This window comes from Flavobacterium weaverense, assembly GCF_003688495.1.
GTDB classification, from domain to species: domain Bacteria; phylum Bacteroidota; class Bacteroidia; order Flavobacteriales; family Flavobacteriaceae; genus Flavobacterium; species Flavobacterium weaverense.
On record NZ_REFH01000007.1, the window covers coordinates 328,737 to 353,949 of the forward strand.

General features: G+C 33.7%; 25 protein-coding genes. 10 read left to right on the forward strand and 15 right to left on the reverse strand.

The window, feature by feature from the left end; all coding sequences use genetic code 11:
• The 3 genes from BC961_RS01475 (at position 1) to BC961_RS01485 (ending at position 2,374) form a co-directional block, all read left to right on the forward strand.
• Complete coding sequence (locus BC961_RS01475; RefSeq protein WP_121924082.1) at positions 1-1,527, forward strand: class I SAM-dependent DNA methyltransferase; 1,527 nt, start codon at positions 1-3, stop codon at positions 1,525-1,527.
• Positions 1,528-1,545: 18 nt separating this feature from the next.
• Positions 1,546-1,944: a hypothetical protein gene (locus BC961_RS01480; protein ID WP_121924083.1), complete on the forward strand. Its 399-nt coding sequence runs from the start codon at positions 1,546-1,548 to the stop codon at positions 1,942-1,944.
• Between the two features lie 79 nt (positions 1,945-2,023).
• Positions 2,024-2,374 (forward strand): hypothetical protein, encoded by a 351-nt coding sequence (locus tag BC961_RS01485; RefSeq protein WP_121924084.1) that lies wholly within the window; start codon positions 2,024-2,026, stop codon positions 2,372-2,374.
• Positions 2,375-2,413: 39 nt separating this feature from the next.
• Here BC961_RS01485 and BC961_RS14670 read toward each other — a convergent pair whose 3' ends face one another.
• The 3 genes from BC961_RS14670 to rplU form a co-directional block, all read right to left on the reverse strand.
• The gene (locus tag BC961_RS14670) at positions 2,414-2,560 is read right to left on the reverse strand and encodes a hypothetical protein (RefSeq protein ID WP_170151276.1); all 147 of its coding nucleotides are present in this window, start codon (positions 2,558-2,560) and stop codon (positions 2,414-2,416) included.
• A gap of 1,772 nt (positions 2,561-4,332) precedes the next feature.
• Positions 4,333-4,599, reverse strand: a complete 267-nt coding sequence (gene rpmA / locus BC961_RS01495) for a 50S ribosomal protein L27 (RefSeq protein WP_121924086.1) — start codon at positions 4,597-4,599, stop codon at positions 4,333-4,335.
• A gap of 30 nt (positions 4,600-4,629) precedes the next feature.
• Positions 4,630-5,265: a 50S ribosomal protein L21 gene (rplU, locus tag BC961_RS01500; protein WP_121924087.1), complete on the reverse strand. Its 636-nt coding sequence runs from the start codon at positions 5,263-5,265 to the stop codon at positions 4,630-4,632.
• Between the two features lie 231 nt (positions 5,266-5,496).
• Between rplU and BC961_RS01505 the strand changes: the two genes are divergently transcribed.
• Together BC961_RS01505 and BC961_RS01510 are read left to right on the forward strand one after the other, a co-directional pair.
• Positions 5,497-6,822, forward strand: coding sequence for a M16 family metallopeptidase (locus tag BC961_RS01505; protein ID WP_121924088.1), 1,326 nt, complete (start codon positions 5,497-5,499; stop codon positions 6,820-6,822).
• An 11-nt stretch (positions 6,823-6,833) separates the two neighbouring features.
• Entirely contained in the window at positions 6,834-8,882 is a 2,049-nt protein-coding gene (locus BC961_RS01510) for a M16 family metallopeptidase (RefSeq protein ID WP_245980783.1), read from the forward strand.
• A gap of 85 nt (positions 8,883-8,967) precedes the next feature.
• Here BC961_RS01510 and BC961_RS01515 read toward each other — a convergent pair whose 3' ends face one another.
• Entirely contained in the window at positions 8,968-9,834 is an 867-nt protein-coding gene (locus BC961_RS01515) for a DMT family transporter (protein WP_121924090.1), read from the reverse strand.
• Between the two features lie 107 nt (positions 9,835-9,941).
• Between BC961_RS01515 and BC961_RS01520 the strand changes: the two genes are divergently transcribed.
• Complete coding sequence (locus BC961_RS01520) at positions 9,942-10,328, forward strand: heavy-metal-associated domain-containing protein (protein ID WP_121924091.1); 387 nt, start codon at positions 9,942-9,944, stop codon at positions 10,326-10,328.
• A 61-nt stretch (positions 10,329-10,389) separates the two neighbouring features.
• On the opposite strand, the gene gldD is transcribed toward BC961_RS01520, so the two are convergent.
• The 4 genes from gldD to mutY all read right to left on the reverse strand — a co-directional run bounded on the left by gldD (position 10,390) and on the right by mutY (position 13,880).
• Complete coding sequence (gldD, locus tag BC961_RS01525; protein WP_121924092.1) at positions 10,390-10,953, reverse strand: gliding motility lipoprotein GldD; 564 nt, start codon at positions 10,951-10,953, stop codon at positions 10,390-10,392.
• A gap of 81 nt (positions 10,954-11,034) precedes the next feature.
• Positions 11,035-12,330 (reverse strand): gliding motility-associated protein GldE, encoded by a 1,296-nt coding sequence (locus BC961_RS01530; RefSeq protein ID WP_121924093.1) that lies wholly within the window; start codon positions 12,328-12,330, stop codon positions 11,035-11,037.
• Positions 12,331-12,353: 23 nt separating this feature from the next.
• Positions 12,354-12,794 (reverse strand): single-stranded DNA-binding protein, encoded by a 441-nt coding sequence (locus tag BC961_RS01535; RefSeq protein WP_121924094.1) that lies wholly within the window; start codon positions 12,792-12,794, stop codon positions 12,354-12,356.
• Between the two features lie 45 nt (positions 12,795-12,839).
• Positions 12,840-13,880, reverse strand: coding sequence for an A/G-specific adenine glycosylase (gene mutY, locus BC961_RS01540; protein ID WP_121924095.1), 1,041 nt, complete (start codon positions 13,878-13,880; stop codon positions 12,840-12,842).
• Between the two features lie 103 nt (positions 13,881-13,983).
• On the opposite strand from mutY, the gene BC961_RS01545 reads away from it, so the two are divergent.
• The gene (locus BC961_RS01545) at positions 13,984-14,304 is read left to right on the forward strand and encodes an HU family DNA-binding protein (RefSeq protein WP_262706551.1); all 321 of its coding nucleotides are present in this window, start codon (positions 13,984-13,986) and stop codon (positions 14,302-14,304) included.
• A gap of 385 nt (positions 14,305-14,689) precedes the next feature.
• Complete coding sequence (locus tag BC961_RS01550; protein WP_121924501.1) at positions 14,690-16,234, forward strand: Rne/Rng family ribonuclease; 1,545 nt, start codon at positions 14,690-14,692, stop codon at positions 16,232-16,234.
• A 362-nt stretch (positions 16,235-16,596) separates the two neighbouring features.
• Here the strand turns inward: BC961_RS01550 and rpe are convergent, their stop codons facing one another.
• The 7 genes from rpe to BC961_RS01585 all read right to left on the reverse strand — a co-directional run bounded on the left by rpe (position 16,597) and on the right by BC961_RS01585 (position 24,167).
• On the reverse strand, positions 16,597-17,259 hold the full coding sequence (rpe, locus tag BC961_RS01555) for a ribulose-phosphate 3-epimerase (RefSeq protein WP_121924096.1): 663 nt from the start codon (positions 17,257-17,259) through the stop codon (positions 16,597-16,599).
• A 543-nt stretch (positions 17,260-17,802) separates the two neighbouring features.
• A complete protein-coding gene (locus BC961_RS01560; protein ID WP_007137700.1) occupies positions 17,803-18,666 on the reverse strand; it encodes a sigma-70 family RNA polymerase sigma factor in 864 nt (287 codons plus the stop codon).
• Between the two features lie 325 nt (positions 18,667-18,991).
• Positions 18,992-19,834 (reverse strand): BRO-N domain-containing protein, encoded by an 843-nt coding sequence (locus BC961_RS01565; protein WP_121924097.1) that lies wholly within the window; start codon positions 19,832-19,834, stop codon positions 18,992-18,994.
• A 127-nt stretch (positions 19,835-19,961) separates the two neighbouring features.
• On the reverse strand, positions 19,962-22,103 hold the full coding sequence (locus BC961_RS01570; RefSeq protein ID WP_121924098.1) for a polyribonucleotide nucleotidyltransferase: 2,142 nt from the start codon (positions 22,101-22,103) through the stop codon (positions 19,962-19,964).
• Positions 22,104-22,341: 238 nt separating this feature from the next.
• Positions 22,342-22,608 carry a 30S ribosomal protein S15 gene (gene rpsO / locus BC961_RS01575; RefSeq protein ID WP_121924099.1) on the reverse strand — a complete coding sequence of 89 codons (267 nt, stop codon included), beginning with the start codon at positions 22,606-22,608 and terminating at the stop codon, positions 22,342-22,344.
• A 115-nt stretch (positions 22,609-22,723) separates the two neighbouring features.
• Positions 22,724-23,683: an energy transducer TonB gene (locus tag BC961_RS01580; protein WP_121924100.1), complete on the reverse strand. Its 960-nt coding sequence runs from the start codon at positions 23,681-23,683 to the stop codon at positions 22,724-22,726.
• Between the two features lie 28 nt (positions 23,684-23,711).
• Entirely contained in the window at positions 23,712-24,167 is a 456-nt protein-coding gene (locus BC961_RS01585) for a GAF domain-containing protein (RefSeq protein WP_121924101.1), read from the reverse strand.
• Positions 24,168-24,241: 74 nt separating this feature from the next.
• On the opposite strand from BC961_RS01585, the gene xrtF reads away from it, so the two are divergent.
• Positions 24,242-24,790 (forward strand): exosortase family protein XrtF, encoded by a 549-nt coding sequence (gene xrtF / locus BC961_RS01590; RefSeq protein WP_121924102.1) that lies wholly within the window; start codon positions 24,242-24,244, stop codon positions 24,788-24,790.
• The gene (locus tag BC961_RS01595) at positions 24,768-25,208 is read left to right on the forward strand and encodes an exosortase F system-associated membrane protein (RefSeq protein ID WP_121924103.1); all 441 of its coding nucleotides are present in this window, start codon (positions 24,768-24,770) and stop codon (positions 25,206-25,208) included. Before xrtF ends, BC961_RS01595 begins: the two co-directional genes overlap by 23 nt.
• Positions 25,209-25,213: the final 5 nt, after the last annotated feature.

Here is a 25,213-nt window from a genome sequence, read left to right on the forward strand (position 1 = left end):
ATGACAGAATCTACAATAATATCAAAGGTATGGAACTTCGCTAATGTACTACGTGACGATGGTGTAGGTTACGGAGATTACCTAGAGCAAATAACATACTTGTTATTCTTAAAGATGGCAGACGAGTTGAACAAGCCACCCTATTCTAAAAACCTTGTTTTTCCAAAAATGAAGGATTCAGACAATAAGGAGATTGAAGATGGTGAGGTTTGTAACTGGCCAACTCTCTCAGGTAAGAGAGGAGCAGAACTGGAAATGTTTTACAATCAAATGCTCCGCAGCTTGTCTACTGAAAAAGGAATATTAGGACAAATCTTTACTAAAAGTCAGAATAAAATTCAAGATCCTGCTAAGCTCTTAAAAATCATTGATATGATTGACAAGGAGCAGTGGAGCTTGATGGGAGCCGATATCAAAGGAAAGATATACGAGGGATTACTAGAGAAAAATGCCGAGGACACAAAGTCTGGCGCAGGACAGTATTTTACCCCAAGGGCATTAATAAAAACTATGGTTGCCTGCATAAAGCCAAAGCCTCTAAAATCCATTACGGATCCTGCCTGCGGGACTGGAGGATTCTTTCTGGCAGCCTACGATTACATAGTAGCTAACAACAAACTAGATCGTGAAGAGAAAGAGTTCTTAAAGAACAAAACGTTCCACGGTAACGAGATTGTTGCCAACACTCGTAGAATGTGCTTGATGAATATGTTCTTGCATAACATAGGCGAAATTGATGGAGACACATTTATCTCCGGTGCTGATGCTTTAATTGCTGATGATGGTAGCCGATACGATTATGTGTTAGCTAATCCACCTTTCGGTAAAAAAAGTAGTATGACAAGTACGAATGAAGAAGGCCTCCTGGAGAAACAGGATTTAAGCTATAACCGCCAAGACTTCTGGGCTTCTACGTCGAACAAGCAGTTAAACTTCTTGCAGCACATCAAGTCCCAGTTGAAGATTACAGGAGAAGCTGCCGTAGTGCTACCCGACAATGTTTTGTTTGAAGGTGGAGCAGGTGAAGCAGTGCGTAAAGAACTTTTAAAGACCACCGAGCTACATACCATTTTACGCTTGCCTACAGGTATATTTTACGCGCAGGGAGTAAAAGCTAATGTCTTGTTTTTTGATAACAAGCCAGCCTCTAAAAGTGCTTGGACTAAGGATGTTTGGATATATGATTACAGAAATAATATACACCATACACCAAAGAAAAATCCAATGCGAATGGCGCATCTACAGGACTTCATCGACGTGTACAACACTGACAACAAACATAAAAGAACCGAAACTTGGAGCGAGGAAAACCCTGACGGTAGATGGCGTAAATTTACCTATGATGAGATTATAGCCAGAGATAAAACCAACCTCGATATATTTTGGATCAAGGACAAAAGCCTTGCTGATCTAGACAATCTACCTGATCCAGATGTTCTAGCAGAAGAGATCATTGAAAATATAGAAGCAGGCCTAAACAGCTTCCGTGAAATTATGGAAACTTTGAGTGAAGAAGCAGATTACTAACAATTAAATCTTAAAATTATGGGTATATTATCTTACTTTGGGAAGCAAACTTTTACTTTATATTTACTAAATAACTCTGGAATTTTTAAAAATATGTATGATCCTGATTCGTGGTTTAGGCTCGACTATCAAACAATGCGTATACATATGAATAAATTCGAATGTAATTTTGAAAAAGATTATATCGAAGGTCCACACGAAAAAAAAATTAAAACCGATATTAATTACTTTTTACTAAGAGATATTGCAATTCAATTTAATGATGAACAAGAGAAAGAATTATATCGTAGAGTTCATCTCGAGATTGACTATGATGATATTTCTTATAATAGTGATACTCCCTTTCCTGTTGAATTTGGTAATGATCCGATTGCTGAACAGTTTTATGGTTATGGCACTAAACCAGAATGGACTTGAGGTTTTATTTTGACACTTTTTTTCATCTAATATATTTTCAAGCTGAAGGTATATATTTCTAACCTAATGAATCAAATAAATGAGTGCTTACAAAATAATAGTAGACGATTACAAAAGACGTTATGTTCTCGAAAATGGGGAAAATATGTATAGTCAAATTTATGAAAAGATAAAAATATCAAGAACATTTGAAATGTATATAGAAGACTGTATTCGTTGTAACCGCCCCTTGCTTGCGGCTGATTTTAAAATGATTGGAGCTGCTGCAATGTCATTTATGTCAGGTCATAAAACTGCCATTATGGGGCAATTGATTGCTCTTGACATATGGAATAACCGATGTAATACTAACTTCGGGTTTTTAGATCAGAATGAATTAGTACGTGTTGCGGATTCTTGCCGAAATAGTTACGGACCAAGTTATTCATAGGTTTTCTTGTTGAAAACCTATGTTCGTTTCTCACTCATTCTAATTCTTTGCATTGCTTGATACCCAAAAGAAGTATAATGATAAGGCCAAACATACGAACGCAATTCCTGATTGACTTGATAGACCCAGTATGACTGTTAGGATAAATAAAACTACTCCTATTGTTCCTGCTAAATTAGTACTCATATATGTGTTATTAAAATTTAGTTTACAGTAAGTTACAACAGATTGTTGATTTTCCTCATTCTTTCTGCAACCAATAAATTTAGTGCAATTTCACTTACCTTTTACAACCTTGCAATAATTTAATTTGAGGTATCTACGCGCAATCAAGCGGTCTCTCTTCGTGCATTCCCTTAGTTTCGCTGGGCTATTCCAGTCGGTTGTTCCGCCCTCCATTCCATAGAACAATTGACACCATAAACAGAGCCACTCGAAAGTGAGAAGCTCTGTTTTTGTTGTCTGCTTTCCCAGTCTACACACGCTCACTTCCTGCGTTCGGTCGGGCTAATGCATCCACAATACCGCTTCATTTCATTATACTCCACAGGCTCCGTGCCACTGCATTCCAGCAATATAATGTCTGCCACCCTCAGTGTTTTCAGCGGTTGCTCCTTCGCACAGCCATCGGGGTTGGCTCCATTATCACTTTGCCCTAAATCAAGGAACGCCAAAGGCTGTCTTTTATTCTTTTCCCGCCGTTTCACGCTGCAATCCCTACATTACTCTTCGCAAAGCTTTCGTTCCATTCTCGGTTTAGCGTGGCTGTTCGATTGCCGCAACACCGCCAACTTCGCTCCTCTAAAAATATTCCATAAACTCCATATTTTTCTTGCGGTGCTTGGGGGTGTTATTGTAGTTGTACATAACTCAATCGCCGTAGGGCTAAGCTCATTTTTTCTGAAGACTGCCATGGAGAATTTATCTAAAAAACAACTGTTTGCAATGGCACCCTTCCAAAAAAATCGAGCACACAATTAAAGCAATCGGGAACGTACAGTTATTCTTATATACTTTTTGGCTCCTTATTAGCTTGAGAGCTTTCTTTATAAGTTCGCCGCCCCAATTTTATATTCGTAAACCTATTTTATATTATAAGCGGGGTAGTCCTGTTTGAGAGGGTATGTTATAGCTAAATATGAAGTTCTTAAAACGTGCCCTTTAATAAAGATAGTACTTACTCTTGTGTTGAGGTTTAGTTAGCTATTTGAGATCTTCTGCAAGCCGTTTTGCGACAGCTAGGAAGTTGTTTTACCGGTTTATTAAATAACTAAGCATTAGATCTAATGCTATTTATACTATTTTACAACGGCATCCAACTTGAAACCGATCTAGAATTTTTATAAAAACCAAAAATTTAAAAAAAAATATTTTCCGTATACGCGTGGTAAGACACTACATACATCGCCCCCCGTTCTATCGCTAAGGGAAGTACAAGTGGCACAGAATGGGGGAGTACTACTGTTTTTAGTTTATCGAAGATTTCACTAGTGCTTTTTTATACTAATAATTATGCTTATCATTACAAAAAATTAGAAAGGTGCCTAATTAGGGAGCATAAAAAAATAATAATAGTTAATTTACAGATATTGAGGTAGTTACGCGTATGAGTCGAACCCTGTCGCGGCCACCACTTCTCAATAAGTTTAATCAAAACACTGTAAATTTAATGTTTACAGTGTTTTTTTTTGGATTTATGTATCAAAATGCACAATTATTATCCTTCTTAAGGTGTCCAATTCGGGAGCATTTTTCTAGTTTTTTATGGATGAGTTAGAATTCTTATTCAAACTTGGTTTATAAACATTTTGCATTTTTTTTACAATTACGTTTGTCACGCTGGAAGCGTCTCACTTATATGTGTATTCCAATATTCAAGATAGACGTTTCGCTCAAATAACTCCAAAAAAAAGCCTTTAGATTTCTCTAAAGGCTTTTCTAATTCAAAAACAATTTAATTATGCTTCAACTTCAAATGGAAGTATAGATACATAAGATTTGTTATCTCTTTTCTTTTGGAACATAACAACTCCATCTACTCTTGCGTGTAGCGTGTGATCTTTACTGATGTAAACATTTTCACCTGGATTGTGTTTTGAACCTCTTTGTCTTACGATGATGTTCCCAGCAATAGCAGCTTGACCACCAAAAATCTTAACGCCTAAACGTTTTGATTCTGATTCTCTACCATTCTTCGAACTACCGACACCTTTCTTGTGAGCCATGACGTATTAGTTTATTTTGTTAGTAATTAATTAAACAGCTTTACCACCGTTTAATTCATCTTGTAATTTTTTTAATTCATCCATTTTACCATCTGCAGCTAATTGTGCTTGTTGAGCCCAAGTAGTAGGATCTAAATGAGACAAAGTTGAGCTAGCAGTAGTTAAAATTTCTTTAACTGAATCAGCAGACGCTTTAGCTAATTTAGCAAAAGTGTCAACTCCTGCAGCAACTAATGCTTCAGCAGCTTTTGGTCCAATTCCTTCAATAAGTTTTAAATCATCTGCTTTCTTAGATGCTTTTGGAGCTTTTGCTTCTGTAACTTTTTCAGTTTTTGGAGCCGCTTTTTTTGCACCTACACCAGTAATTCCTTCGATTACAATTTGAGTAAGATATTGTCTATGACCGTTTCTCTTTTTGTATCCTTTTCTTCTTTTCTTTTTGAAAACGATAACTTTATCTCCTTTTAAGTGTTGTAACACTTTAGCTTCTACTGAAGCACCTTCTATAGCTGGGGCGCCTAAAGTGATTGTTCCATTATCATCTAATAAAAGAACTTTGTCAAATGAAACACTTGAACCTTCTTCATTAGTCAAACGGTGAACATAAACCTTTAAGTCTTTGCTTACTTTGAACTGTTGCCCTGCTATCTCTACGATTGCATACATACTGATTGGTTTTAATAATTTTTAAGGTTGCAAATATACAAATATATTTTTAACTCGCAATCTGTGTCGTAAAAAATATCACTACTTAATAGGAGATCACTTTTTCTTGTTCGAAAATACTATTTTAAAATATAAATCAACAATTGTTAAAGTCTATTTTTTCCTATTTAAAATGTAACATTTACGAGGGAAACACTACTTACTATTCATATTAACAAAATTATTAACCCTATGAAAAAATCATTAATGGCTTTAAGCGCTTTGTTTATGCTAGGAGGAGTGGCATCTGCTCAAAAAGTAGCATTTGAAGAATACACATTAGACAATGGCTTACATGTAATTTTACACAATGATCAATCGGCTCCCACTGTAATCACATCTGTAATGTACCATGTAGGTGCTAAAGACGAAAATCCAGAGAGAACCGGTTTTGCACATTTTTTTGAACATTTATTATTTGAAGGTACTGAGAATATTAAACGTGGTGAATGGTTTAAAATTGTAACTAGTAACGGTGGTGTTAACAATGCAAACACGACTGATGATAGAACGTATTACTACGAAGTTTTCCCATCAAACAACCTTGAACTAGGTCTTTGGATGGAAGCTGAAAGAATGTTGCATCCTATTATTAACCAAATAGGTGTAGACACGCAAAATGAAGTGGTTAAGGAAGAGAAAAGACTCCGTGTTGACAATCAGCCTTACGGAAACTTTCTTGCAGAAGTAAAAAAGAATATATTTAAGAAACACCCTTATCGTTGGGCAACTATTGGATCAATGGATCATTTAGATGCTGCTACTTTAGAAGAGTTCCAAGCTTTCAACAAGAAATTTTATGTTCCTAACAATGCTGTGCTAGTTGTGGCAGGTGATTTCAAAAAGGATCAAGCTAAAGAATGGATTCAAAAATATTTTGGACGCATTAAAAAAGGAGCTGAAGTTAAAAGAGAAACTTTTGTCGAAGATCCTATCACGCAAACTATCAAAGCTAAATTTGAGGATTCAAACATTCAAATTCCTGCAATAGTTGCGGCTTATAGAACACCTTCAATGAAAACGAGAGATGCAAGAGTGTTAGATATGATTTCGTCAATTTTGACTGATGGAAAAAGCTCTAGATTATACAAGAAAATTGTAGACGAAAAGAAAATGGCATTACAAATAGGTGCTTTTAGTAATAGTCAAGAGGATTACGGAAGTTACATTATTTACGGGTTGCCTCAAGCGCCAAATACTCCTCAAGACATCCTTACTGCAATCGATGCTGAAATTGTAGCGCTTCAAACAGAATTAATTTCTGAAAAAGATTTACAAAAACTACAGAACAAATTCGAAAATCAATATGTGGATAGTAATTCAACCATTGATGGTATTGCAGATAATCTTGCTTCCTTTTATTTATTGTATGGTGACGTAAACTTAATCAACACTGATATTGATATCTATCATTCAATCACTCGTGAAGAGATTAGAGACGTTGCTAAAAAATATTTAAATCCAAATCAAAGATTAGTCTTGGATTACGTTCCATCTAAAGAGAAAGCTCAAAACTAAGATATATCATTATGAAAAAATCAATATTAATTTTATCAAGCTTGTTCTTGACTATAATTATGCAAGGACAAATCATCCCTCAACCTAAACCAGGTGTAGCACCTACTGTAAAAATTGGAAAACCTCAAACCTTTGAGCTTAAAAATGGCTTGAAAGTTATGGTTGTTGAAAACCACAAGTTGCCTCGTGTAGCCTTTAGTCTTACTTTGGACAATGATCCATATACTGAAGCTGATAAAAAAGGAGTGTCTGATATGACAAGTACTTTGATGGGAAGTGGTACTACTAAAATTTCTAAAAATGCTTTTAATGAAGAAGTAGATTTTCTAGGAGCTAATGTTAGATTTAGTTCGAACGGAGCTGCAGCAAGTACTTTGTCTAAATATTCAGGTAGAATATTAGAACTTATGGCTGACGGAGCACTTAATCCTAATTTTACTCAAGAAGAATTTGATAAGGAAAAAACTAAACTTATCGAAGGCTTAAAAGCGAATGAAAAAAGTGTTTCAGCTGTTGCTAGAAGAGTGGAAAGTGTTTTAGCTTACGGTAAAGATCATCCTGCGGGAGAATTTGTAAGTGAAGCGACTTTGAAAAACGTAACATTAGAAGATGTTAAGGCAAATTATAATACTTATTTTGTACCAAGTAATGCGTACTTGATTATTGTAGGTGACGTAAAATTGAAGGAAACTAAAAAAATGGTTGAGAAGTTTTTTGGCTCATGGAAAAAAGCGACTGCCCCTTCTGTCAAATTTAATGATCCAAAAGATGTTGCAAACACGCAAATCAATTTTATCGATATGCCAAATGCAGTTCAGTCTGAAGTTTCAGTTATAAATATGTCTAATCTAAAAATGACCGATCCTGATTATTTTGCAGTATTAATTGCTAATCAAATTTTAGGTGGTGATTTTAATAGTTATATCAATATGAATTTGAGAGAAGCTCATGGTTGGACTTATGGTGCTAGAACTGCTATTAGCGGAGATAAGCGCATCGGTACATTTAATGCATCTACTCAAGTAAGAAACTCTGTAACAGATAGCACTGTTGTGGAAATCATGAAAGAATATAAAAAAATCAGAACTGAAAAAGTGAGTGAAGATATGTTAGCAAGCGTAAAAGCAGGTTACATTGGTCGATTTGTAATGCAAATTGAAAAGCCACAAACAGTTGCTGGTTATGCTTTAAGAATTCAGTCACAAGGTTTACCTGCTGATTTCTATGAGAACTATATTAAAAATGTAAGTGCTGTAACGGCTGATGATGTTTTGAGAGTAGCTAATAAATATTTTAAAATTGACAACAGTAGAATTGTAATCGTAGGTAAAGCTTCAGATGTAGCTGCTGGATTAGAAAAGTTAAATATGCCTGTTTTCTACTTTGATAAGTATGGAAATCCAACTGCAAAACCGGAATTGAAAAAACCAGTACCAGCAGGAGTAACGGCAAAAAGTGTTATTGACGCCTACATAAAAGCTATAGGAGGAGAAAAAGCAGCTTCAGCAGTGAAAACAATTGTGATGAATGGAACTACTACAATTCCTCAAGCACCATCTCCATTAACTTTTACGTCAAAAATTGATGTTAAAGGAAAGCTTATGGTTGAACTAGCTATGGGGACAATGAGTTTGATGAAGCAAGTTTTGAACGAAAAAGGAGCTTACATAATGCAACAAGGACAACGCCAAAATGTTGAGGGCGAAATGCTTACTGAAATGAGAGCGTCTGCAGTTCCTTTTGAAGAGTTATCTCTTTCTAAAAAATCTGGATTGATTTTAGAAAACATTGAGTCAGTGAATGGTAAAGATGCATATGCAGTTAAAAACGGTAAAACTACTTTATTTTACGACGTAACTTCAGGATTGAAAATTGCTGAATCGAAAGTAATGGAACAAGGTGGAAAAACGATGACGCAAACTACTTCTTATGGTGATTACAAAGAAGTGAAAGGTGTTAAAGTGCCATTTAATGTTATACAGAATGCAGGATTTGAACTAGACGTAAAAATGTCAGAAGTGAAAATTAATGAAGGTGTATCAGATGCTGATTTTAAATAATAGGTACTGATAAGTAATCAAGGCTGTCTTTTATTAGACAGCCTTTTTTTTGTCTTATTTCGAAAAGTTAAAACCACTAAAAATTTTATTTTTTCGCAGATAAATAAACACCGATTAAAATTATAAAGGCACCGAAAAACTGAATAGGAGTGAGCATTTCATTATCGAATAATCCCCATCCAAAAGCAACGACCGGAATTAAGTACGTTACCGAAGTGGCGAAAACGGGAGAAGATATTTGAATTAATTTGAAAAATAAAATATTAGCAATACCAGTTCCTACTACCCCGAGAATCATTATAAACAAAACCGACTGCTGCACATTTGCTTCTTGGATTACTTCAAAAAATCCAGAAAAAAATAAAATCATAAATGCAGGTATAAATAGAATTGTAAAATTACCTGTGGTTATGCTTAAAGGCGTTAAATCATGTAAATATTTTTTTATCAAGTTTACGTTTACTGCGTAACATATTGATGCGATCAAAACTAAAATAGCGTAATAGTAATTTTGTTCGGGATGATTAGCAGCACCATTTAAAACTAATAATGCACTTCCCGCTAAGCCAATTAGAATACCAAATACCTGATTTCTCTTAAATTGTAATCCAAAAACTAATGCTCCCAAAATCAAAGTATTTAGCGGTGTGAGTGAATTTAAAATGGAACTAACAGAGCTGTCGATTTCAGTTTGTGCAATGGCAAATAGATAAGCAGGAAAAAATGTTCCAAACATAGATGTCAACGCAATGTATTTCCACTTTTTAGCTGGAATTTTAGCTAAACTTTTATGTCCAATTAGTAATAAAAAAACAGATGCAAAAATAATTCTTAATGACCCTAATTGAAAGGCAGTTAATCCGATAAGTCCTTTTTTTATAAGTATAAAAGAACTTCCCCAAACTAAGGCAAGAGCTAATAAATAGAACCATTTAATCTGCGTGCTTTTCATAGAAATAATTTTGGTTCAAAATTGTAAATATTTTATGAATTAGTCCCTCTTTTTTTGATTAATTTTGCATTATAAAATTTTGCTACTAATCTTTAAATTATAATATAATGAATTTCAAAAATTCAATACTGACTTTAGCGGTTGCAAGTATATTATTTGTAGGGTGTAAAGAGAAATCTAACGAAACAGATTTGAAGGAAACAGCTGTAAATACTGAAGTTGTTGCTCCAAAAGTTAAAAAAGAGATTGCTGCGGTAAATCTACAAACAACAAGTTTTTCTATTGATGGAATGACTTGCGCTATAGGTTGTGCTAAAACTATCCAAGAGGATTTAACGGCACTAGATGGCGTTCAAGATGCTAAAGTTGATTTTGATACAAAATTAGCTACGGTGACTTTCGATAAAACAGTTCTGAACCAGGAAAAATTGACTAAGGTAGTGGAATCAGCTGCTGACGGTAAATCGTACACTGTATCTAATGTGAAGTCGTAAGAATTACTTTTAAATTATAATAAAAGCATTCGTAAGTTTCGAATGCTTTTTTTATGTCTTTTTATTTCCATTTTAAAGTTTCCATTAAACGTTGCATGTCGTTTTTTATATAACTTGCGGCGGGCATAATGGAATCGTAATTCGGTTTTGCATAAAAATAAACAGATGCAGTTATAAAATTTTTAGTACTGTCTGTTGCGTAAAATTGAGCATTAGTTGCTGCATTTCCTTCCACTTGATAGAACATACCGTATACTTTTTTATTAGGATTTAAGTAAGGTTGTTCAAGTATATCATCAGCTTTTATTACATGTCCGTACGTTAACTTTTGTGCGTCCTTTAATAATTTTTCTATATTGTTAGTCACGGGTTTGTACGTTAAATAAATAGTGGCCTTCATTTTAGGATAAGTAATCGCGAAGTCACACTCTTTTTCCTTTTTAATTATCGCATCTGAATTTATTTCGAAAGAATACGCGCACTCGTTTTCAAAATTCACATATTTAGCCTCAGGATAATCTAATCTTAAATAGCTAGATGGCTTTGGTAACGCATCGTCCTTACAGCTAATAGTTAGTAATGAAAGGAAGAGTAATAGTGAAAAAGCGATTTTCTTTTTTGTCATTATTAATTTAAATTATTTAATCTTACTGTTTAAAGGATTAGCTTTTTTACAAACTAATTAAGATTTGGTAAGAGTTAATGCTTATTCAATCGTTACTTTTATTTGTTTGATTCTTTTTTGATCCACTGTTTCAATTGTGAACAAACAATTTTCAAATGAAACTTTTTGATTCTTTTTTGGAAAGTTGCCTAAAATCTCTAGAATGAATCCAGCAAGTGTTTCTGCTTCTCCTTTTCTATTCTCAAACACTTCTTCGTCAACATCGATAATACGGTAGAAGTCTTTGAGGTTTATTTTACCTTCAAAAAGAAAATTCTTTTCATCAATTTGAGAGAAGTTTAAATGTTCGTCATCAAACTCGTCACTAATATCACCTACAATTTCTTCAATAACATCCTCTAGTGATACAAGTCCTGAAGTTCCTCCATATTCATCTACTACAATTGCTAAATGACTTTTCATCCCTTGGAAATCTTTCAGCAAATTGTCTAATTTCTTGTTTTCAGGTACAAAAAATGGCTCTCTCAGCAATATTTTCCAATCAAATTCATTCGTATTAATATGTGGTAGTAAGTCTTTCACATATAGAACGCCTTCTATCTGATCAATATTGTCTCGATACACTGGAATTCTAGAATATCCCTTGTCTATAATTTTCGGACATATATCAGCGAATGTTTCTGTTATTTCTAATGCAAAAATATCAATACGCGGACTCATTACCTGTCTGGTATCAGTGTTTCCAAAACTAACAATTCCTTCTAGGATTTTTTGCTCTTCAGTTGATGAGTCTTCTGAAGTTGTAAGTTCTAACGCTTGCGACAATTGATCGACAGAGAAGTTCGTTTTTTGCTTTCCTAATTTATTGTGCAAATAGATTGTAATTGCACGCATTGGAATACTAATAGGAGAAAGTAATTTGTCTAAAAAAGCAATCGGGTAGGCAGCTAGCTTAGCAAATTTTATGTTTTTTCTACTTGCATATATTTTTGGTACCACTTCGCCAAAAAGCAATATCAAGAACGTAATTGTGATAATTTCTACAATGAATTTCAAAGTTGGGTTAACTATTGCTGCAAATAAGTTATCGCCAATGAACGAGAAAAATAGTATTATAGTAATATTGACAAAATTATTAGCAATCATAAGTGTTGCTAATAGTTTTTTTGGTTTTTCTAAAAGTTTGGATATTATTTTTCCTTTCGAATTGTTATCTTGATTTATCTCATCGATATCTTTTTCTGAAAGAGAGAATAAAGCTACTGCTGCACCTGAAAGTAATGCAGAACAAAATAGTAAAGCAACTATTGCTAAAAGTCCAAATGCTAGATCAGTATCGATCGCATTTATAAACGGCAAACTGGGCTCTGGGTCCAAATTAAAAAAGATTAGTTAAACATTTAAAATGGCAAGTCGTTAATTGACAAGTCATTTTTTTCTGGCTCAAAATTAGTGTTTTTTGTATTATCAGTTGCAGGAAATTGTTTGTTACTTTCACTCTCCTTTTTAGTGGTTAGAAAAGTAAATTCAGTGACTTGAATTTCACTAGTATGTTTAGTGCTTCCGTCCTCACCTTGCCATTGTCTTGACTTGATGCGTCCCTCAACATAAATTTTGTCTCCCTTAGAAAGATATTTTTCGCAAAGTTCAGCAGCTTTATTGCGCACCACTAGATTATGCCACTCCGTAGAAGTGATTTTTTCATTAGTGGTTTTGTTGATGTAGACTTCGTTTGTAGCTAACTGAAATTTACCGATACAGTTACCTCCTTCAAAGTAATGCATCTTGATGTCATCGCCAAGAAAACCTATTAGCATCACTTTATTTAATGTTCCGTTCATTGTAAATTGGGGTATTTAATCAAAGATACATTTTTTTAGAATTATTTAATTTAATTCCTTTTCAATAAAATTATGAATAACTATTGGAAAAGGCAAAGTCTTTAAAGTTTCTTGATTTATTCCGTCTTTAATTAATCCTTCAACATTTACCTTCCAGAATTTAATATGTAAGTGCTGATGTGATAATTTGTGAAGAATACTTTTTTCATGTGTTTCTGATATACTTGAAATAATGTTTTCTTTAAAATATTCGTTTTGTATTTGCTCAGCAACAAAGTTAAAGCCTTCCTCTTGATCGGTCTCAAGTAATGGAAACTCGTATAAATTATGCCAGATCCCTTTAGCAATTCGTTTGTGAATTATAGTGTTTTCACTTTCATCAGATGCTACTATATAATTAAAGTAGCGATTTCGGACTTTTATCTTTTTAGACTTTACAGGTAATTGATCTACTTTCTTCTTTTGTAAAGCCGCGCAACTTTCGTTAAAAACGCAAATGGTACAATTTGGACTTTTAGGGACGCACTGTAAAGCGCCAAACTCCATAATAGCTTGATTAAAAATGGCTGGATTGTCTTTTGGCATCAGTTCGAAAGCTAAAGCAGCAAATTCTTTTTTGGCGGAAGCCTGAGTAATATCAGTTTCAATGTCAAAGTAGCGTGATAGTACTCTAAATACATTACCGTCAACAACAGGAACCACTTCATTGTAGGAGAAGGAAGCTATTGCGGCAGCCGTATATTCTCCAACTCCTTTCAATTTAAGTAACTCATTATAGTTATCAGGGAAAATTCCGTTTAAATCAGATGCGATATATTGCGCGGTTTTATGTAAATTTCGAGCTCTGGAGTAATAGCCCAAACCTTGCCAGAGTTTTAACACTTGTTCTTCACTTGCCGTTGCAAGGTCAAAAACAGTTGGAAAAGCAGTTGTGAAAGATAAAAAATAAGGCATTCCTTGTGCAACTCGCGTCTGTTGAAGCATGATTTCAGAGAGCCAAATAGGGTAAGGGTCGGTGGTGTTTCGCCATGGTAAATCCCGCTTATTTTGTAAGTACCATTTTATCAGTAAGTTAGAAAAATTCATGTTTAAATATTAGACTGCAAAAGTAAAAGTTTATGTGATTAAAATTTAATGAATTAGCTTGAATAATTGTTTTTTAAATTCATATATTTGCAACCTCAAAAAAATAGTACAACATAATATAATAGGAAAGAAAATGACGAAAGCAGATATCGTAGCAAAAATTTCAGAGAAACTAGGTCTTGAAAAAGGAGATGTTCAGGCAACTGTAGAGACTTTTATGAATGAAGTAAAAAATTCATTAGAGACTGGGGACAATGTGTATTTAAGAGGTTTTGGAAGTTTTATTGTGAAAACTAGAGCTGAAAAGACAGGTAGAAATATCTCAAAAAATACAACAATAAAAATTCCTGCACACAATATCCCTGCATTTAAACCTGCAAAAGTTTTCGTAGAAGGAGTTAAGACAAATAACGAAGCAAAATAATAATATTAATTAATCATAAAATCGACAAGATATGCCAAGTGGTAAAAAAAGAAAGAGACATAAGGTAGCAACTCACAAACGTAAAAAAAGAGCGAGAGCTAACCGTCACAAAAAGAAAAAGTAGTTTATAACTACTTTTTTCTTTTTAAAAGTTCATTGAAATCGAAAATTAGTATTCAGTCTCTAGTAATTAGTGTTCAGTTTACTGGCCACTTACAGCTGCTTACTGCTAGCTAATTTTCTCCGGGTACAATACCTGTTAAAATATTGTTTAATCCATCCTTACAATTCAGTTTTAGCTTCAAGCTGTAAGCTATAAGCCATGTTTTGCTTATCGCCTAGTGCTTATTGCCTATTGCCAAAAAGTTCGGATAAAAATTTACAGATGAATAAAGAATTAATCATTAGATCTAGTTCTGAAGCCGTAGATTTTGCCTTATTAAAAGATGGAAAACTAATTGAATTACACAAAGAAGAAGAAGAAAGCAACTTCCAAGTTGGTGATATTTTTATCGCTAAAATAAGGAAGCCAGTTGCAGGACTTAACGCTGCTTTTGTAAATGTTGGCTATGAAAAAGATGCCTTTTTACATTATCACGATTTAGGTCCTAATTTAGCTTCCCAATTGAAATTCATAAAACTTGTAAGCGCAGGTAAATTAAAAGATTTCTCCCTAAAAACCTTTCAGTTTGAAAAAGAAATAGACAAAGATGGTACCATTACTGATGTATTGAGTTCCAATCAATCTGTTTTAGTACAAGTTGTCAAAGAACCTATATCTACAAAAGGACCAAGAATTAGCGCTGAGCTTTCTCTTGCCGGAAGATTTATAGTTTTGGTTCCGTTTTCTGACCGTGTTTCTATTTCGCAAAAAATAGAAGACAAAAAAGAAAAGGATCGTTTGAAACGTCTTGTACAATCCATCAAACCAAAAGGATTTGGTGTTATTGTTCGCACAGTAGCCGAAGGCAAAAGTACAGTAGAATTAGAAAAAGATTTGCAGAACCTGCTAAGCAGATGGACTGCAATGTGTAAAAAATTACCAACTGCTCATCACCCGTCTAAAGTATTAGGAGAGCTCAATAGAGCATCTTCAATATTGAGAGACGTTTTTAATGATACCTTTAGTGGTATTCAAATTGATGATGAAGAGTTGTACAACCAAACAAAGGATTACTTGCAAGAAATTGCACCATCCAAACAATCAATTGTTAAGTTTTATCAATCTAAAGACACTCCAATTTTCGAGAAATATAATATAGAGAGACAAATCAAGACTTCTTTTGGAAAAACAGTATCCATGAGTAAGGGAGCGTATCTTATTATTGAACATACTGAAGCGTTACACGTTATCGACGTGAACAGCGGAAACCGTTCTAATAAGGCAACCAATCAGGAAGATACAGCCATGGAAGTGAATATGATTGCAGCTGCTGAAATCGCTAGACAATTGCGTCTACGTGATATGGGTGGTATAATTGTAGTTGATTTTATCGACATGTCTAATCCCGAAAATCGTAAAGTCTTGTTCGATTTCTTGAAAGAAGAAATGAGCGATGATAAAGCAAAACACAAAATCTTACCTCCTAGCAAATTTGGATTAGTCCAAATTACCAGACAAAGAGTAAGACCAGAAGTAAATATTAAAACTAGAGAAGAAGATCCTAACAATGAGAGTGGCGAAATTGAAGCGCCAATTCAAATCATTGATAAGATTAATTTTGATTTAGAAAGAGTTTTAAAGAACCACAAAGATGTTGTGCTTAACGTACATCCATTTGTGGCCGCATACCTTACCAAAGGTTTTCCATCATTACGTTCAAAATGGTTTCTTGAACATAAAAAGTGGGTGAAAATCATACCTCGTGATGCTTACACGTATTTAGAATATCATTTCTATGACAAAAAAGAAAATGCTGTTATAGATTAAAACAAAACCGCCTCTCGCAAGATTGGCGGTTTTTTTGTGTCTTGTTGTCACTACTTTTTTCAACCTTTCAACCTTTCGAATGCTTAAAGCTTTAGAGTATAACAAATGCTATTTCTAAGTTTCCAAAATAAATTATTGTTGCTGTGATTTTTATTTTTAGGAGCTGTTTCCAGCTATGTGCTATATCTCTTCCTTCGCCTAATGAGGCGATGGAAAAGGATGCCGCTTCTATCTGGGCTAGAGCCTAAATTTCGCAAAATAAAACGTTTTCTGTATGACGATAATATTTATGCAGAGGTGGCTAACTTTTAAGCAAGCTAAGAAATAGTAGAAACAAAAAATGGCGCTATCAGCGCCATTTTCTAGATGCTAGTAAGTTCTTTTAAATCGTGTATGGTTTGCGTTGGATTTTCGGCTTTAAATACAAAGCTTCCAGCTACTAGAACGTCAGCTCCAGCTTCAACAAGTTGTTTTGCATTTTTGTTAGTAACGCCACCATCAACTTCGATAAGCGTAGTAGCTCCGGTTCTATTGATTAATGCTTTTAGCTTTTTAACTTTAGCATAAGTGTTCTCGATGAAAGATTGTCCTCCAAATCCTGGATTTACACTCATGATGCAAACCAAGTCAATATCATTTATTACATCCTCTAATAAATCAATATTAGTATGTGGATTGATGGCAACTCCTGCTTTCATTCCTTCTGCTTTGATTGCTTGTAAGGTTCTATGAAGGTGAGTGCAAGCTTCATAATGTACGCTTAATATATTTGCACCTAATTCAGCAAATGTTTTAATATAACGATCAGGATCAATTATCATTAAATGAACATCTATGGTTTTAGTAGCATGTTTAGTAATTGCTTCTAAAACTGGCATTCCATAAGAGATATTCGGTACAAAAACACCATCCATAATATCAATATGAAACCAGTCTGCTTCAGAATTGTTAATCATTTCAATGTCACGTTGTAAATTTCCAAAATCAGCTGCTAATACCGAAGGTGCAATAAGAGTATTTTTCATTTGTGTTGTTGTTTAATCTGTAGTTGAATCAGATTATTAAGTTGTAGTTTCTGCAAAATTAGTTTATTTAAAACGATTGCGAAAGTTTTTTTGTAAAGACAAAAATTTCCTTTATTATAAAAGCTCAATGTTAGTAAGTAATGGCTGATAGGTGCGAAAATTGTTTGTTTTTATCCCAATCAATTAGTATTCGAGGGTTTACCCGAAAGGCCAAGAAATCGTTACAAAAGAGAGCAACAAATGAAGATTCTTCCTTCGTCAGAATGACAAAGTTGGAGAGCTATGATTGCCATAATTACATGGTTTGCGATCCATATTATATTTTCTTGAATCAACTTGATTTTAATAGCAATGTGTTCATAATTCCACCTTCGGGGGCTAGGGGGATAAAAAAGCAAAACTCCGGTAATCAGCCGGAGTTTCAATCATCAATCAAAAAACGAACAGTCAATCAAACTGTTGTTCACTGTAAAAATCATAACATTTAAAATTCCAAATCCCATTAATTAGAATTTGGAATTTAAAAATTTTGATTTTATATTTTTATCCTAAATAAGTTTTAAGAATTTTACTTCTTGAAGTATGTTTCAATCTGCGAATTGCTTTTTCTTTAATTTGACGAACACGCTCACGAGTCAGGTCAAAAGTTTCTCCAATTTCCTCTAAAGTCATTGGGTGTTGATCACCTAAACCAAAGTATAAACGAACAACATCAGCTTCTCTTGGAGTTAATGTCTCTAATGAACGCTCAATTTCAGTACGTAAAGATTCGTGGATTAATTCTCTATCTGGATTTGGAGACTCACCTGAACGTAAAACGTCATAAAGGTTAGAATCTTCTCCTTCTACAAGAGGTGCATCCATTGATAAATGACGGCCAGAGTTTTTCATTGACTCTTTTACGTCATTTACAGTCATGTCAAGTTCTTTTGCAATTTCCTCAGCAGACGGTGGACGTTCATTAGATTGCTCTAACAAAGCGTACATCTTGTTGATTTTATTGATAGAACCAATTTTGTTCAAAGGCAAACGAACGATACGAGATTGCTCAGCAAGAGCTTGTAAAATCGATTGACGAATCCACCAAACTGCATACGAAATGAATTTGAAACCACGTGTTTCATCAAAACGTTGTGCTGCTTTAATCAATCCTAAGTTTCCTTCGTTAATTAAATCAGGAAGAGTTAATCCTTGATTTTGGTATTGTTTAGCCACCGAAACAACGAAACGTAAATTAGCTTTTGTCAATTTTTCTAGGGCTTTTTGATCCCCAGCCTTAATTTTTTGAGCTAATTCTACTTCCTCGTCAGCTGTAATAAGATCAACTTTTCCAATTTCTTGTAAATATTTGTCTAATGATGCAGTTTCACGATTCGTTACCTGCTTGGTGATTTTAAGTTGTCTCATGTTTTTGTGTCCTCAATTTTTAAGTGTACAAATAGTTATACGTACAGAGTTGCAAAAAAGTTACAATAATTTGAAAAGAATTTTTTAATTTTTAATTGTAGTGAGTTTAAGTATGGGCATTACCTGCGGCCCGGGCTATGCGCACTCGCTTTATTGTTTCGCTGCGCTTCACAATAAGAGCTCAAACAATTGCTTCTATCCCTAATGCAAAATAGAGATGTGATCATGTTTTTTTTTATTCGAAGTCTTGCCGGTATTTTTTAAATCTTTTAAATGTGAGAATGCTTCTTGTTACCGACAGTTTTATTTCAAAAATACCATCTTGCTATTGTTCTTTTTCCTCAATTAAATTATGGTCTAAAAGTTTTTTTGCTGATAAAGCACTCACTACTTTTTTGCCTGTTCTAGATTCTAATTCTTTTAAAGCTACTTTAGCGACATTACCGCCTTGTTGGGCTACTTTTTTGCTTTCGCCAAAAGTTTCTGGATTTACTGCTTGGGAAATATCTTTGGTTGAAGCTTCGGCTAGCATGTTTAAGATCAATTCAGTGTTGGTCATATTATCACGAAGATTCTCTTTTTTCAAACCTTTAAGGATTTTATATTCTTTGGTTGTTTTATCTGACCAAGCTTTGGTAATAATATCAGTTAGAATGGCAAATTGAGCTCCTTCTTTTAATCCTTTACTTTTCCATTCATCAGTTAATTCTTTTCGAATTTCAATACTCTTTAAGCGTTGATTAATCCAGTTTTCAGAATAACCTAATTGTAGATAATACTCTAAAGCACGATCTATTGAAAGTTCCGGGTCTTGCATTTCGTCTAATCTTTCGCTGCCGACTTTTGCTAACCAAAGCTTAAATGGCTCTGCTTTAGGAGATGGAATGGACTGTACTAGTCTTAATAGATTTGTAGTATCAATACAATCAGTTGCATATTTTTTCCCATCTTTCGCTGCAAATTTCAGTTGTACGATATTTTCGTACAACTGACTTCCTTCTTTAGTAAGTTTCTTTTTTAAATCTGTCCAGTATCTTTTTGGGATAGTACTTTCGGTCAATATTTCTACAACATCCACAATAGAAAAATACCATTTTTCATCCTCTTCATTCCATATTGAACGTATTTGTTTCTCTTCAAATAATTTCAAGGCAGTTTCTTTTGTCATGTTGTTGCAATTTTGAATAGTAAATATAATAAATTATCATGCAGTTTTATACATAAACGAAAACCCCAATTCAATTAAATGAATTGGGGTTTTCTATAAATAAACCTTTAGTAAACTTAAGATCTGATTACTCTTTTTTCTCCTCACGTGGAGGTCTAGGCATAAGCGCTTTTCTTGACACTTTTTCTTTTCTAGTTTTTGGATCCATACCTAAGTATTTCACTTGAAACTCATCGCCCATTTTAACAACATCAGAAACGTTTTCTGTGCGTTCCCATGCAAGCTCAGATACGTGAAGTAATACTTCATTTCCTGGAGCTTCAAGGTATTCAACTACTGCACCAAAATCAAGCATCTTTATAACTTTTACGTCATAAGCTACATTCATTTGTGGTTTAAAAGTGATAGATTTAATTTTAGCTAATACTGCTTCAATTCCAGCAGGATCAGTTCCTAAGATTTCAATAACACCTTCTTCAGTAGTAGGATCTTCATTGATAACGATAGTTGTTCCAGTAGTTTTTTGTAATTCTTGAATCACTTTTCCTCCAGGTCCAATTAACGCTCCAATAAAAGCATTAGGTATTCTTCTTGTTATGATTTTTGGAGCATATGCTTTAACATCTGCTTTTGGAGCTGCTAAAGTTTCGATTAATTTTCCAAGAATATGCAAACGACCATCTCTAGCTTGAGCTAAAGCAGCTTCCATAATTTCGTATTTTAAACCGTCAATTTTAATGTCCATTTGACAAGCTGTAATTCCTTCAGAAGTTCCAGTTACTTTAAAGTCCATGTCTCCTAAGTGATCTTCATCACCAAGAATGTCAGACAATACAGCATAACGATCTCCGTCAGTTATTAATCCCATTGCAATTCCAGAAACCGGACGTATCATTTGGATACCTGCATCCATTAATGATAATGTTCCAGCACAAACAGTTGCCATTGAAGAAGAACCATTAGATTCTAATACTTCAGAAACAACACGAATTGTATAAGGACAATCAGCAGGAATCATGTTTTTTAACGCTCTTTGCGCTAAATTTCCGTGACCAACTTCTCTTCTTGAAGTTCCTCTTAGTGGGCGAGCTTCTCCTGTTGAAAATGGTGGAAAGTTATAATGCAAGTAGAATTTTTCTTCTCCTTGTTGAGATGGTGAATCAAGTTGGTTTGCTTCTCTAGAAGTTCCTAAAGTTGCTGTTGCCAATGCTTGAGTTTCTCCACGAGTAAACAAAGCTGAACCGTGAACAGATGGTAAATAATCTACTTCACACCAGATATCTCTAATCTCAGTAGTTTTTCTTCCGTCTAAACGAGTTCCTAAATCTAAAGTTACATTACGAACTGCTTCTTTGTTAGTTTTATAAAAGTATTTAGAAACTAAATCGCCATCAACTGCTAACTCTTCTTCTGTAAATAATGCTTTTACTTCTTCTTTCACTTCTGCAAATGCAGCAGTACGTTCTTGTTTAGAAGATCCTTTGCTTGCAATAGCGTAAATTTTATCGTAAGATGCTGCTTTTACTTTAGCGTAAACTGCTTCATCTTCTCTTTCTCCTTCGTAAGTACGAACTTCTTTTTTACCAAAAGCAGCTTGCAAACGCAATTGTGCTGAAATTTGGTTTTTGATGTGTTCGTGTGCAAATTTAATTGCTTCTAACATTTCAGCTTCTGAAATTTCTTTCATTTCTCCTTCTACCATTGCGATAGAATCCATAGAAGCTCCAATCATCATATCGATGTCAGATAATTCTAATTGAGCACGACTTGGATTGATGATGAATTTTCCATCAACTCTTCCAACTCTAGCTTCAGAAATTAATGTTTCAAAAGGAATGTCAGACAATGCAAGTGCTGCTGATGCTGCTAGTCCTGCTAATGCATCTGGCATAACATCGTCGTCATGAGACATTAACTGAATCATAACTTGTACTTCAGCGTGGTAATCACTTGGGAAAAGCGGACGTAAAACACGGTCAACTAATCTCATTGTTAATACTTCGCTATCGCTAGGTCTTGCTTCTCTTTTGAAAAAACCACCTGGAAAACGACCAGCTGCAGCAAATTTTTCACGATAATCTACCGTTAAAGGTAAAAAATCAATTCCTGGACTTGCTTTTCTTGAAGAAACTACTGTTCCTAGAATAACTGTTTTTCCAATTCTAATTACTACAGATCCATCAGCTTGTTTTGCTAAACGACCTGTCTCGATTGTGATGTTTCTTCCATCACCTAAATCGATACTTTCTACAAATAATTGTGGAATCATAAATTTTAATTATTAGTTAAACATGGGTTTTAGTTGTGTTGTAGTTGTTGTTTTGCGTAGTTAATGCCTAAAACCCAATGAAAAACCAAACTTTTTTTTATTTGTCACTTCTGTAAAGATAATGACTTTGCGGATGAGTCTCAAATATAATCCCTTTTGTGTCAGGACTTAAATTGCATTATTCGACTCTAAATTGTAAAATAAAAAAGAGGCACTTACGCACCTCTTTTTTTATTGATTATTTTCTGATATTCAATACTTTGATAATTTCACGATATCTGTTGATTTCAGTCTTTTTCAAGTAATCTAACAAAGATCTTCTTTTACCTACTAGCAATACTAACGAACGCTCTGTATTATAATCGTGACGATTTTTTTTCAAGTGCTCAGTTAAGTGGCTAATTCTGTAAGTAAACAAAGCTATTTGAGCTTCTGATTTTCCAGTGTTTGTTTTTTCTCCGTGTTTAGCGAAGATCTCTTCTTTAATCTCTTTAGTTAAATACATTCCAATATTTGTTTAATGATTTTTATGTATGTCATACAGCTATTGTAAGACGGATGCAAAAGTAATACAAAATTTTGAATTGACAATTACAATTAAAGAGTTTTACTTGGTCTTTCTAATATGATCCTGCAATCGTAATAGGAATGGTGTAGGAGACTCTTACTGGTAAGCCTCTCATTTTTCCTACTGTCCATCCTTCATAGTCTGTTATTACTCGTATTGCTTCTTTATCTAATTCATCATTTATTCCTCTAATTATTTTTGAGTCAGTTACGCTCCCGTCTTTTTCTATAATAAATTTTACGATGATTTTTTCGGAAATTTTATTTATTTGAAATTCTCTAGGTACAGTAAAATTTTTGCTCACAAAACTGTAAAAATGATTAAGGCCTTTGTCGGGTTTAGGCTTTTCTATTAGTGTAGTGTAATTTCGTTCTATGTTATTGGAATCGGTTGATGTTCCTGAAACAAGCTTTCCTTTAGTGTAAAATTCGATAATTTTAATACCCTGTTTTAAGCTAGATCCTGTCCATTTCCCTTCTCTTAAGCCATTCTTAATTAATCCTATTAAAAAAGTTCCCTCTAAGTCAAACCCTCGATATTCACCATTACCATCAACGACTTTTTGCTGACGTTCTTTATTCCAAAATTCAATTACTTTATAATTAACAGCAAGGTTTCCTTCGTTTTCTAGATATTCAATTTCTAAACGAAGGGCTCCATCATCAAAATAATTAAATTCTTTCCCTATTTTTTTTTTGTCCTTATAGTTTGAAATAGATTTCTTTTTTCCGTTTTCGTAATAAGTAATAAATGCACCGTCCATTTCCATATAATCTCTATTTTTAGACAGAACTTTCATTTTGATGTTTCCAGATTTGTAGTAATCATTTATTTCATAATGATCGCTGTCAGAGGAGTAGTTTCTTATAATTCTATACGAAGTATGATGATCCTCTACTGTTTCGTTTCCAGATGAATCGAGGAAGATTTTTTTACTAACAATTTTAGGTACTTGCGAGAATGCTAAACTTGTACTGAATATTAGTATAAATATATAAAGCTTTTTTTTCATATTCAGTTATCCAAAGGACTATAACAAGTTAATAAAGTTCTGCTATCTCTTGATTAACAAATTCTAAGAAACGTTCATCCTCTTCTGTAAAAGGATTAATAACATGACTATCAATATCTATTTGCCCTATATTTTCACCATTTACAAATAATGGAACCACAATTTCAGACTTTACCGTAAAACTGCACGCTATATAATTGTCTTGAGCAGCCACATCCGGCACAACAAAATTATTGTTAGAAACTGCAACTTGTCCACATATTCCTTTTCCAAAAGGTATTACAGTGTGATCTGTTTCTGCTCCTACATATGGTCCTAGATGCAATGTTTTTGTCTCGTGATTAGCAAAATAGAATCCCACCCAGTTATAATAGGAGATAGAATCACTTAATAGTTGGCAAATGTTTAAAAGCTTTTCGTCACGTGAAAGACTAGTGTTTAAAGTTATTTCGGTTACTTTTGGTTGTAATTCTTGAAATGTCATCGTTTTGTTTTTATTTTGTAAAAGTATTTAAAGTAATTTCAAATAATAAATAAATTCGTTTAAAATAACAGCCTTTGAAAAAATATTTTATTCAATATAAACCTTTTTTAATTTTTCTCTTTAGCTTTTTTTTGACTTACATCATTCTCACTGCTGTTTATCAAAAGTATCTAAATAGTTTTGACGAAAATCAAACAGATTCTATTACTAGTATTGTCGGAAAAAATACGGAGCAAGTGTTATTGCTTTTTGTAGCTGATTCGTCAGTAGAGCAAAGCATTGGAAATCCGTATATGAAGTTATTTTTTAAACAAAAGTATGTCGCTAGAATAGTAGAGGGTTGTAATGCCGTAAGTGTTATAATTTTATTTATCTCTTTTGTGATTGCTTTTTCAGGAAAAATAATTCAAACTGCGCTTTTCGTTTTTGGCGGAAGCCTTCTTATTTATATTTTGAATGTAATTCGAATAGCCGCATTAAGTGCTCTCATTTTTTATTATCCTGAACATAAATCGGTGCTGCATGAAGTGCTTTTTCCGTTGTACATTTACGGTGTAGTTTTTATTCTGTGGCTTATTTGGGTCCGTAACTTTTCTAAATATGCTTCAAAAAATAATAAATAATAAATTCAGAATTCTACAACTCCTGGCTCTGGTTTTTTTATTAGTGCTTGTTCGCGCTTTTGAAAACGAATTGTTTTACGATCCCCTTTTAAATTTTTTCAAGAAAGATTTTACAAATTTAGATTTACCACAATTTGATTTCGCCTTATTAATGGTAAACGTATTGTTTCGATATGCGCTTAACACCGTTTTCTCACTTGGTGTCATTTACATTCTATTCAAAGATATTTCGATGATAAAGTTTGCGCTCTTTCTTTATGCTTTTTTCTTTGTCATTTTTGCGATTGGTTTTTTTTACATTGTATACTTTAGTGCTGAAAACCACAATTGGATTTTGTTCTATATTCGAAGGTTTCTCATTCAGCCTATTTTTCTACTAGTGTTTATTGCAGGATTTTATTATCAAAAACAGAGATAAGCAGC